Source organism: Glutamicibacter soli (genome assembly GCF_052322135.1).
Lineage (GTDB): Bacteria > Actinomycetota > Actinomycetes > Actinomycetales > Micrococcaceae > Glutamicibacter > Glutamicibacter soli.
Genome location: NZ_CM125969.1, coordinates 1281799 through 1293021 on the forward strand (window position 1 = coordinate 1281799; position 11223 = coordinate 1293021).

Sequence of the window (11223 nt, forward strand, 5' to 3'; positions counted from 1 at the left end):
CCGGAGGAGAACACCATGGCGCAGACCTACCGCCAGGCCTTTGATCAAGCGAGCACTGATCCGGAGACATTCTGGCTTGAGGCCGCCAAGGATATCCAATGGGATACGGTGCCGTCATCAGCCGTCGATGCTTCGCGCAAGCCGCTGTACAGCTGGTTCCCCGACGGCATGCTGAACCTGTCGGTCAATGCGCTGGATCGCCACGTGGCCGCCGGACGCGGCGACCAGGCCGCATTGATCTACGATTCGGCCATGCTCGGGACAGTCCAGACCTATACCTATGCGCAGCTGCTGCGCGAGGTCGAGATCTTCGCCGGCGTGCTGCTCGCACGCGGAGTCAAGACCGGGGACCGCGTGCTGATCTACATGCCGATGGTTCCGCAGGCCCTGGTTTCCATGCTTGCCTGCGCCCGCATCGGCGCGGTGCACTCGGTGGTCTTCGGCGGCTTCGCCCCCAAGGAACTGGCAGCGCGCATCACCGACTGCGCGCCGGTGGCCATCGTGGCAGCGACCGGCGGCATCGAGCCTTCGCGCCGCATCGAGTACCTGCCGGCCGTCGCCGAGGCGCTGAGCCTCGCCGAGCCTGCGGTCAAGGACGTCATCGTCGCGCACCGCGACGGCTTCGCCCACTCGATCGAGGAATACCACGGCAAGCCGATCAACGGGCAGGACATCAACTGGCTTGACTGGGACCAGCTGGCTGAAACCGCGCAGCCTGCCGCGCCGGTCTCGGTGCCGTCCACCCACCCGCTGTACGTGCTGTACACCTCCGGAACCACCGGCGCCCCCAAGGGCGTGGTGCGCGACACGGGCGGCTACGCCACCGCGCTGCAGTTCTCCATGAACGCCATCTACGACGTGCACCCGGGGGACACCATGTTCACCGCCTCGGACGTGGGCTGGGTCGTGGGACACTCCTACATCGTCTACGCGCCGCTGATCGCCGGCGCCACCACGGTGCTCTACGAGGGCAAGCCGGTGGGCACCCCGGATGCCGGCGTGTTCGGCCGCATCATCGCAGACCACAAGGTCACCACCATGTTCACCGCCCCGACCGCGCTGCGCGCGGTGCGCAAGGCGGATCCGACCGGCGGGTTGATGACCTCCCACGACCTGTCCAGCCTGCGGGCGCTGTTCGTGGCCGGCGAACGCCTTGACCCGGACACCTACCACTTCACCTCCGAGCTGCTGAACATCCCGGTGGTGGACAACTGGTGGCAGACCGAAACCGGCTGGCCGATCGCCTCCAACCCGCTGGGCCTGGAACAGCTTCCCGCCAAGGCCGGCAGCCCCACCACCCCGGTGCCGGGCTTCGACGTGCAGATCCGCGACGCCCTGGGCGAGGAGGTGCCCACCGGCGAGGAAGGCAACATCGTGGTTCGCCTGCCGCTGCCTCCGGGCGCCCTGGTCACCCTGTGGGGCGACGACCAGCGTTTCATCGACACCTACCTGAGCCAGCTGGAAGGCTACTACCTCACCGGCGACTCGGGTTTCCTGGACGAGGACGGCTACCTGTTCGTAATGGGCCGCACCGACGACGTGATCAACGTGTCGGGCCACCGGCTGTCCACCGGCGCCATGGAGCAGGTGCTCTCCAGCCACCCGGCCGTGGCCGAATGCGCGGTCATCGGCCTGGCCGACGCGCTCAAGGGCCAGCGGGCCAGCGGCTACGTGGTGCTCAAGTCCGGCGTCGAAGCCGACGAGGAAGCGCTGAAGAAGGAAATCGTGGCCCTGGTGCGCCAGCACATCGGCCCGGTGGCCGACTTCCGCGAGGTCACCGTGGTCGCCGCGCTGCCCAAGACCCGCTCGGGCAAGATCCTGCGCAAGACCATGCGCCAGATTGCCGACGGCAAGGAATACACCGTGCCTTCGACCATCGAGGACATCGCGGTGCTCGATGACCTGATGCCGCTGCTGCGTCCGGAAGCCTAGAGCCCGGCGACCCCGAAGCACCCGTGCCCTGCGTGCGAATCGTCGCAGGCAGGGCACGGGTGTTTAATCGGGGCGGAAGCCTCAGCTGACCGCGACGCCGAAGAGCAGGCCGATCAGGTAGGTGGCGGCCATGGTGGCCGAACCCATCAGGACATTGCGCACGATGGCCGGAACCAGCGGGGCGCCGCCCAGCCGCGCGCTGATCCAGCCGGTGAGGAACAGTCCCAGCACCACAGCCAACGCGGTGTTGATGATTTCGCTGCCGAAGGGCAGCAGGATCATGGCCAGCGGGATCAGCGCGCCGACGGTGAAGGCGATGAAGGAGGACAGCGCGGCATGCCACGGGCTGGTCAGCTCCTGCGGGTCGATGCCCAGCTCTACCTCCGCGTGCGCCGCCAACGCGTTGTGGCTGGTCAGCTCCCGGGCGACCTGCAGGGCCAGCTCTTCGGACAGCCCGCGCTGGCGGTACAGCCCGGCGAGCTCCTGAAGTTCCTCCTCCGGCTGCTCGCGCAGCTCGCGTTGTTCCTTGGCCAGCAGAGCGCGCTCGGTGTCCCGCTGGGTGCTGACCGAGACGTATTCGCCCCCGGCCATGGAGAAGGCGCCGGCGACCAGGGCCGCGATGCCAGCTGTGGCGATGGCTGCCAGATTGTTCGGGGTGGCCGCGGCGACACCCACCACCACGCCGGCCACTGACACGATGCCGTCGTTGGCGCCGAGCACTCCGGCGCGCAGCCAGTTCAGCCGCTGGCCCACGTTCTGCTCGCCGTGGGCTTCGCCGGGGTGCTGGATCGCGGAGATGATCTCCTGGTTTTCATTGCTCATACTGCCATCATGCGCCGTGGATCGAGCGCTGACAAGGATGGTTTGGCTTGGGTAAGTTTGGTATGGGTTACCTGCCGGAGAACGCGGACGCGGCCCTGTACTCGTATTCCGGGCGTCCGCGGGTGCCGTGCCGGGGCTGCTTGACCGCGGCCTTCGACTCGGCCAGGTGTTCCAGGTAGCGGCGGGCGGTGACCCGGGACATGCCCAGCTGGTCGGCCAGCTCGGTGGCGGAGAAGGCTGTGCCGGCGCTCGCATTCAGATGCTCGCTGATCTGCGCCAGGGTTTCGGGGATCAGCCCCTTGGGCAGCGTGGTGGAGGCGCTCGAAGTGCGCAGCGCGGAGAAGGCGGTGTCCAGGGCCGCCTGGCTGGCGTCCGGCCCGGTGGAGCGCATGGAGGCGATGAAGCGGCGGTGGTTTTCCAGCTTTTCGGCGAACACCGCGAAGGTGAAGGGCTTGATCAGGTACTGGGTGATGCCGGTGGCCACCGCCGAGCGCACCACCGCCAGGTCGCGCACCGCGGTGATGGCGATGATGTCGGTGGTCAGCCCGCGCCCGCGCATGCGCTTGGCCACGTCGATGCCGTGCAGGTCGGGCAGCGTCATGTCCAGCAGCACCAGGTCGAAGGGCTCGCCGGCCTGCACCGCGTCGGCCAGCAGGCTCAGCGCCTGCTGTCCGTTGCCCGCCACCGCTGCCGCGGTGAAGCCCTCGATGCGGTTGACGAAGGCCGCGTGGGCGGCGGCGGTGTCGGGTTCGTCGTCGACGACCAGCACCCGCAGCGGGTGCAGGGTTCCCGGCCCGGGGGTGTTCGCGGTCTGCATGGTGCCCATCGGCTCCTCCCGAAATCGTTGTGCCCTCGGCGCGGGCTAGCTGCGCGGGGTGAAGGGCAAGGTCACCGTGAAGATCGCCCCGGCGTCGTTGTCCACATTCATTGTGCCATCCAGGCGCAGCACCGCCTGCTGGACCAGGGCCAGCCCGAGCCCGCGCGGCTGCGCCCCGGACTTGGTGCTGACCCCGAAGCGCAGCAGGTTCTCCAGGAACTCGGGCTCGATGCCAGGTCCGGAGTCGGCCACCGAAATGATCAGCTCGTCGTCCAGTGCGGTGACCTCCACCCAGACCGTGGCATCCTCGGTGCCTACCGAGACGTCCAGCGCGTTGTCCAGCAGGTTGCCGACTATGGTGACGATGTCGGTGGCGGCGAACGCGTCGGTGGGCATCACGCCCTGCGCGCTGATGTCCAGCTGGATGCCGCGTTCATGGGCCTGGGCGGCCTTGGCCACGAGCAGGCTGGAGAGGTAGACGTCGTCGATGCTGTGCACGATCGCGTCGGTCAGCTGCTGCGAGTGCTGCCGGTCGTCCACCGCGAAGGCCAGCGCCTGGTCGACCTTGCCGTTCTCGATCAGCGTGGCGATGGTGTGCAGCCGGTTGGCGTGCTCGTGGGTCTGGGCGCGCAACGCGGTGGAGAAGGTCTTCAGCGACTGCAGCTCGCCGGCCAGTTCCTGCACCTCGGTCAGGTCGCGCAGCGTGAGCACCTGCCCGGTCAGCGGCTGGATGCCGAACCAGCCGCGCCAGGAACCGCCCACGCGCGGCAGGTTCGTATTGGTCAGCTTCGCCGGGCCTTGGGAAACTGACAGCACGGTGTGGGCGCCCAGATGGATTTCGTCCTTGCAGCTGCGCCCGGTGACCATCAGCTCGCGCAGGGTCTCGGGCATCTGCACTTCCTGCGGATCCATGCCCTCGCCGGGGACTTCTTCGGGCAAGCCCAGCAGCCGGGCCGCTTCCTGGTTGTACAGCACGATGCGGTGCCGACGGTCCAGCAGCACCAGCCCCTCGCGCACCGAGTGCAGGGCGGAGAAGTAGAACGCGTACAGCCGGCGCAGCCCGTGCGGGCCGAAACCCAGGGTGGCCTGGTTGACGTAACGGGAGAAGAACCAGGCGCTGAAGCCTGCCAGCAGCAGGGTCAGCGCGGAGACCAGCAGGATCTGCGGGATTTCGCTGCGGTAGATCAGCTGCAGGTTGTGCAGCGTGATGCCGGTGGACACCATGCCCACGAGCCTGCCCTGGTGGTAGACCGGGGCGATGGTGCGTACCGAGTTGCCCAGCGTGCCCACGGCCTGCTCGTTGTAGACCTCACCGTGCAGCGCCTGGCTGGTGGAGCCGGAATAGGGTCTGCCGATCTGCTCCGGGTCGGGGTGGGTGACGCGGATCCGGTCGGGGGTCATGATCGTGATGAAGTCCACCACCGGGGCGCGGTTCAGGATCTCGTTCGCATAGGGCTGCAGCTGTTCGGTGGGGTTCTTGCCCGCCAGGGCCTGGCTGACGAACGGGTCGTTGGCCAGGGTGATGGAGATGGCCGCCACCGTTGACTGCTTGTCCTCCAAGATTACCCGGTTCTGCTGCTGGTAGGTGGCGATCGCCAGCCCGGCGACCACCAGCAGCACCACGAGCATCTGCGCCGAGAAGATCAGCACCGCGAAGGACCAGCCGTCGCGGGTCAGCGGGGCCGGGTCGTTGCGGGAATCCAGCGGGCGGGGCAAGGGGTGATCGGCGAAATGATCGGTCAAGGCTTCCCCCTTCGCGTGGCCGCCGCGCGGCCGGCCGGCCGTGGCTGCACTGGTGTGCGTGACCAATATGAACTCAACGGAGATGAAAATCACGAAGGCGCGCACGATGGACATAACGATTCTACGGAATGCCGTCCGGCAACGACGCCGTCGCGGTTCCCACTCACAAGACAGGTCACTTTCATGGCTATCACCGAGCACGATTCGGCGGCATCCGATGCGCCGCAGCAGGCAAATAAGAAGGACCGGACGCACTGGCTCTACATCTCGGTGATCGCCGCGGTGGTGCTCGGCGCCATCATCGGCCTGGCCGCCCCTGATCTGGGCAAGGCCCTGAAGCCGCTGGGCGACGGGTTCGTCGCCCTGATCAAGATGATCATCGCCCCGGTGATCTTCTGCACCATCGTGCTCGGCATCGGTTCCATCGCCAAGGCTGCGACCGTGGGCAAGGTCGGCGGCTTGGCGCTGCTGTACTTCATCGGCATGTCCACCTTCGCGCTGGCCCTGGGCCTGGTCGTGGGCAACATCATCCACCCGGGCGAGGGCCTTGATTTGCAGCCCTACGATCCGAACAAGCCGAAGACCGAAAACGGCACCGTCGACTTCTTCATGTCGCTGATCCCGGGATCCCTGCCGGTGCTGCCGACCCTGGTGGTCGCACTGTTCGTAGGTTTCGCGCTGCAGGGCATGGGCAAGAGCGGCGAACCGGTGCTGCACGGCATCCAGGCCATCCAGAAGGTCGTCTTCCGCATCATGATGATGATCATGTGGGTTGCGCCGATCGGTGCCTTCGGCGCCATCGCCGCCGTCGTGGGCGCCACCGGCTGGGCCGCCATCGGTTCCATGGCCATCCTCATGGGCGCGTTCTACCTGACCTGCATCATCTTCATCGTCTTCGTGCTGGGCACCATGCTGCGCCTGGTCACCGGTCTGAACATCTTCCTGCTGCTGAAGTACCTGGCCCGCGAGTACCTGCTGATCTTCTCGACCTCCTCCTCCGAGTCGGCCCTGCCGCGCCTGATCGCCAAGATGGAGCACGTGGGTGTCTCGAAGCCGGTGGTCGGCATCACCGTCCCGACCGGCTACTCGTTCAACCTCGACGGCACTGCCATCTACCTGACCATGTCGGCGCTGTTCGTCTCGACGGCCATGGGCATGCCGATGAACCTCGGTGAGCAGATCGGCCTGCTGGTCTTCATGATCATCGCCTCGAAGGGCGCAGCCGGCGTGACCGGCGCCGGCCTGGCCACCTTGGCCGCTGGCCTGCAGGCGCACCGTCCGGAGCTGCTCGGCGGCATGGGCGTGATCGTGGGCATCGACAAGTTCATGTCCGAGGCCCGCGCGCTGACCAACTTCACCGGTAACGCGGTGGCCACCTTGCTGATCGGCAAGTGGACCCACGAGGTCGACCTGGACCAGGCCAAGGCAGTGCTCTCCGGACAGCGCCCGTTCGACGAGGCGCTCATGGAAGAAAGCATGCACTAGCCTCCAGCCGGCCACCAGCCTCGCAAGCATCCGCCCTCCCGCACCCAGCGGGAGGGCGGATGTTTCTCATTAACCGCCACTGGAACGCCGCTCTGCACAGGCCACGGGTTATGCACGGTGTAGAACTGAGATTGGCCGTGCGTTCACTCGCCGGGGTCCGGAATGACGCCGGGGCCGGCGATGACTATCCGATTGCCATCGGGATCTGCCAGCTGCAGGATCCGTGCCCCACCGCCCTGTTCCGGTCCGCCATGGACGAATCCCGCCTTGGATAGCCGAAGTGCCTCCGAATCGAGATTGGAAACTTCCAACACGACCGTAGAGCGGCCTGCGCGTTCAGGCTCATGCCAGACTTGAAGCCCGAACCCGTGACCGAGGTGCCATTCCAGCAGCCCATCCATCGGGCGGCGGTCCGGCTCGCGGGAAAGCAGTCTCATGTACCACTGCTCGGCGCGTTTTAGATCCGAAACCGTGCAATTGGCAAGCAAGCTTTTGAACATCCCAATCTCCTTTTGCGATGCGGCCATAGTGCAGTCTCCAATGATTCGAGCACTCGGGTACGTTGTCCGCAACGGTCCGTGCCCTCGCGAGGACCCCGAGTCCGGGGTTCGCTGCCTTTCGGAGCGTCGTAGAAAATACCCAGCGTCCATACAACATTTGAGTTAAGGTTCAAGGTAAAGGCTCGCCGTGAAAAAGTTGAAAATACGCCGAATGTCCCTCCCGCCCGATAACCTTTAAAAGAGCCGAAAGCTCGAAGTTTTTGTCAGGAATAACGGGAAGTGTGGTTGACCCATCGTGAGCGAGGAACAGGCAAGCAAGGTCCGCGGCGCCGGGATGCTCAAGGAGCCCCGCCCGGTGGGCCCCACCGGCAAACCACTCTCGGAATTCCCCGTACCCGCCGCCCTGCCGTCCCACGGCCCGGCACGCGTCATCGCCATGGTGAACCAGAAGGGCGGGGTGGGCAAAACCACCTCGACCATCAACCTGGCCGCGGCGCTCGCCGAGTACGGCCGCAAGGTGCTGCTGGTGGACTTCGACCCGCAGGGCGCGCTGTCCGCGGGCTTCGGCACCAACCCGCATGAAATGGACGTCACCGTCTACAACGTGCTGATGGACCGCAATGTGAAGATCACCGACGCGATCCGCCAGACCGATGTGGAGAACATCGACCTGCTCCCGGCGAACATCGACCTGTCCGCCGCCGAGGTGCAGCTGGTCAACGAGGTCGCCCGCGAGCAGGTGCTCGAACGCGCGCTGCGCCACGTGATCGACGACTACGACGTGGTGCTCATCGACTGCCAGCCATCCCTCGGCCTGCTGACCATCAACGCGCTGACCGCCGCCCACGGCGTGATCATCCCGCTGACCGCCGAATTCTTCGCCCTGCGCGCCGTGGCCCTGCTGATGGAAACCATCGACAAGGTCAAGGACCGCCTGAACCAGGTGCTGGAACTCGACGGCGTGCTGGCCACCATGTACGACGCCCGCACCCTGCACAGCCGCGAGGTCATCACCCGCCTGGATGAGGCTTTCGGCGACAAGCTCTTCGAAACCGTCATCAAGCGCACCATCAAGTTCGCCGACGCGAACGTGGCCGCAGAGCCGATCACCTCCTACGCCGCCAACCACCCCGGCGCGGAGGCCTACCGCAACCTGGCCCGCGAGCTGATCTGGCGTGGTGGTGCCCCGTAATGAGCACCATGCTCAGCGAGGACCAACGCGAACAAACCGCCACCGGCACCCCCGACGAAAGCCCCGACACGGGCCAGGGGGAATCGGCTGGCGGTTTTCGCCTTGCCCTGGCAAATTTCAACGGGCCCTTCGACGTCCTGCTGCACCTGATCACCAAACGCGAACTGGACATCACCGAGGTGGCGCTCGCCGAAGTGACGGACGAATTCATCGCCTACCTGCGCGAGCTGCAGGACAGCAGCCGCGAAGCCGGCAGCGACGGGATGAAGATCCTGGATGAAACTACCGAATTCCTGGTCGTCGCCTCCACGCTGCTCGATCTGAAGGCCGCCCGGCTGCTGCCGCGTGGGGAAATGGCCGACGAGGAGGACTTCGAGCTGCTCGAAGCCAGGGACCTGCTGTTTGCGCGGCTGCTGCAGTACAAGGCGTTCAAGCACGCCGCCGCCTTCCTGGCGGAGCGCTACGAGTCCGAAGGCTCGCGCCGTCCGCGCGAGGTGGCGCTGGAGCCGGAATTCGCCGCGCTGCTGCCCGAGCTGATCTTCTCGATCGGCCCCGAACGCTTCGCCCAGATCGCCGCCGGCGCGCTGGCGCCGAAGCCCGAGCCGATCACCGAAGTGGGGCTCGGCCACCTGCATGGAGCGAACGTCACCATCGCCGCCGAGGCGGAGTCCATCGCGGAACTGCTGGCCGCGCACGGGGCCATGGACTTCACCGCGCTGGTCGCCGACGCCGCCGAGCATCTGGTGGTCGTGGTGCGTTTTCTGGCATTGTTGGAGATGTTCAGGCAAAAGGTCATCAGCTTCGAGCAGCTGGACCCGCTCGGCCCGCTGCAGATCAGCCTGGCCGGGGAGTCTGACTTCGACGCCGACGCGGTGCAGGACGACTACGAGGGGAGTGGTGAGGCGGATCATGAGTGAGATTGCACCCATTGACCAGCTTCCCGGAGGCCTGGAATCGGGGCTCGAAGCGGTGCTGATGGTCGCAGATACCCCCGTATCCTCGGCGCGTTTGGCCGAAATCTTCGAGGTGCCGGTACCCCGGATCGCTGCCGCCTTGGAGAACCTGGCGAACGAGTATGATAGTAAGGATCGCCCGCGCGGATTTGAACTGCGACGCGTCGCCTCCGGGTGGCGCTTCTATTCGCGGGCCGATTATGCCGATTTCGTCTCCAGTTATGTGCTCGACGGGCAAACAGCACGCCTGTCACAGGCCGCCCTAGAAACCCTGGCTGTCATCGCTTACCGACAGCCGGTCTCGCGTGGACGTATTTCGGCGATTCGAGGTGTCAACGTCGATTCGGTGGTGCGCACACTGCTCACCCGCGGATTGATCACGGAGTATCCGGAGATGGGCGATGGTGGAGCGACGCTCTACCAAACGACCGAATACTTCCTGGAACGACTGGGACTGGGCTCGCTCCAGGAGCTGCCCGCGCTGTCCCCGTATCTGCCCGGGGTGGCCGATCTCGAATCGCTGGATTCGGCAACCTACGACGACTAGGCAATGCAGCTGTGCAGCATTGCCCGACAGGACCAACGACGCCTGGGCCCACCGGCCGCAGGCGCGCGAATACGTAACAGCAAGGGACAAGTCTTAGCATGAGCAGGGGATCCTCCTCCGGCCGCAACCCACGCGGCAACAATTCAAACTTCGGCAAGCCAGCCGGTTCCCGTTCGGGACAGGGCGGCAAGCCCGGCGCCGGCGGCAAGTCCTTCGGCAAGACCGGTGGACGCCCGGGCTCCGGCCCGGCCAAGCCCTACGGCAAGCCGGCCGACTCCAAGCCCTACGGCAAGTCCGCGGGCGCCAAGTCCGTCGGATCCAAGCAGGCCGGCGGCTCGGCCAAGCGCAACACCTCGGCGGCGCGCAAGAACTCCGAGCGCGCCTTCTCCAAGGAGCGCTTCGGCAACTCGGTGCCGACCAACTACGCCCGCCCGACCCAGCGCGCCCGCGCCCAGGCCCGCGCCGAGAGCCAGGCCGCCCGCGCCCAGTACGGCGAGTTGATGGACGGCGTGCGCCTGCAGAAGGCCATGGCCAACGCCGGGGTCGCTTCGCGCCGCGTCTGCGAGGAGATGATCCTCGAAGGCCGCGTGGAGGTCAACGGCAACCTGGTCGTCGAGCTGGGCACCCGCATTGACCCGGCGAAGGACTCCATCCACGTGGACGGCATGCGCATCCAGCTGAACAAGGCCGCCCGCTACTACGTCTTCAACAAACCCAAGCACGTCATGTGCACCATGGACGACCCCGAGGGCCGCCGCACCATTGCGGACTACTTCAAGAACGAGCACCTCTCCCAGCGCCTGTTCCACGTCGGCCGCCTGGACTACAAGACCGAGGGCCTGCTCATCCTGACCAACGACGGGGAGCTGGCCAACCGCCTGCAGCACCCGAAGTACGAGGTCCCCAAGACCTACCTGGTGCAGGTCCCCGGCCCGCTGCCGCGCTCCGTGGGCAAGCAGCTGCGCGACGGCGTCAAGCTGGAGGACGGCTGGATCAAGGTCGACGACTTCAAGCTGATCGACCAGTCCCCGAAGCACGTGATGGTGGAAGTGACCCTGCACTCGGGCCGCAACCGCATCGTGCGCCGCATGTTCGACGCCGTGGGCCACCCGGTCGAGCGCCTGGTGCGCGTGGCCATCGGCCCGATCCAGCTCGGCGACCAGAAGCAGGGCGTCATCCGCTCCCTGGGCAACCAGGAAGTCGGCCACCTGATGAAAATGGTGGGGATGTAG

10 protein-coding genes are annotated in these 11223 nt (G+C 66.3%); 6 read left to right on the forward strand and 4 right to left on the reverse strand.

Features of this window, described 5'->3' with window-relative positions; genetic code table 11:
* The first annotated feature begins 15 nt into the window (after window positions 1-15).
* Window positions 16-1932, forward strand: a complete 1917-nt coding sequence (locus ACTX90_RS06110) for an AMP-binding protein (RefSeq protein WP_443443484.1) — start codon at window positions 16-18, stop codon at window positions 1930-1932.
* Window positions 1933-2013: 81 nt separating this feature from the next.
* Here the strand turns inward: ACTX90_RS06110 and ACTX90_RS06115 are convergent, their stop codons facing one another.
* From ACTX90_RS06115 to ACTX90_RS06125, 3 genes are all read right to left on the reverse strand, one after another.
* Window positions 2014-2754, reverse strand: coding sequence for a VIT1/CCC1 transporter family protein (locus ACTX90_RS06115; RefSeq protein ID WP_053797753.1), 741 nt, complete (start codon window positions 2752-2754; stop codon window positions 2014-2016).
* 67 nt (window positions 2755-2821) lie between these two features.
* On the reverse strand, window positions 2822-3580 hold the full coding sequence (locus ACTX90_RS06120; RefSeq protein ID WP_425323572.1) for a response regulator: 759 nt from the start codon (window positions 3578-3580) through the stop codon (window positions 2822-2824).
* 36 nt (window positions 3581-3616) lie between these two features.
* Complete coding sequence (locus ACTX90_RS06125; RefSeq protein WP_052772298.1) at window positions 3617-5428, reverse strand: sensor histidine kinase; 1812 nt, start codon at window positions 5426-5428, stop codon at window positions 3617-3619.
* 69 nt (window positions 5429-5497) lie between these two features.
* Here ACTX90_RS06125 and ACTX90_RS06130 point away from each other — a divergent pair, with 69 nt between their 5' ends.
* Entirely contained in the window at window positions 5498-6799 is a 1302-nt protein-coding gene (locus ACTX90_RS06130) for a cation:dicarboxylate symporter family transporter (protein WP_443443487.1), read from the forward strand.
* A gap of 143 nt (window positions 6800-6942) precedes the next feature.
* Here ACTX90_RS06130 and ACTX90_RS06135 read toward each other — a convergent pair whose 3' ends face one another.
* The gene (locus ACTX90_RS06135) at window positions 6943-7326 is read right to left on the reverse strand and encodes a VOC family protein (protein WP_286163534.1); all 384 of its coding nucleotides are present in this window, start codon (window positions 7324-7326) and stop codon (window positions 6943-6945) included.
* Window positions 7327-7633: 307 nt separating this feature from the next.
* Here ACTX90_RS06135 and ACTX90_RS06140 point away from each other — a divergent pair, with 307 nt between their 5' ends.
* The 4 genes from ACTX90_RS06140 to ACTX90_RS06155 all read left to right on the forward strand — a co-directional run bounded on the left by ACTX90_RS06140 (window position 7634) and on the right by ACTX90_RS06155 (window position 11223).
* Window positions 7634-8491 (forward strand): ParA family protein, encoded by an 858-nt coding sequence (locus ACTX90_RS06140; RefSeq protein WP_047120632.1) that lies wholly within the window; start codon window positions 7634-7636, stop codon window positions 8489-8491.
* Window positions 8491-9408, forward strand: a complete 918-nt coding sequence (locus tag ACTX90_RS06145; RefSeq protein WP_443443489.1) for a segregation and condensation protein A — start codon at window positions 8491-8493, stop codon at window positions 9406-9408. The genes ACTX90_RS06140 and ACTX90_RS06145 overlap by 1 nt, the downstream gene beginning before the upstream one ends.
* Window positions 9401-9991, forward strand: coding sequence for an SMC-Scp complex subunit ScpB (scpB, locus tag ACTX90_RS06150; RefSeq protein ID WP_047118668.1), 591 nt, complete (start codon window positions 9401-9403; stop codon window positions 9989-9991). The genes ACTX90_RS06145 and scpB overlap by 8 nt, the downstream gene beginning before the upstream one ends.
* Before the next feature lie 98 nt (window positions 9992-10089).
* Window positions 10090-11223, forward strand: a complete 1134-nt coding sequence (locus ACTX90_RS06155) for a pseudouridine synthase (protein ID WP_443443492.1) — start codon at window positions 10090-10092, stop codon at window positions 11221-11223.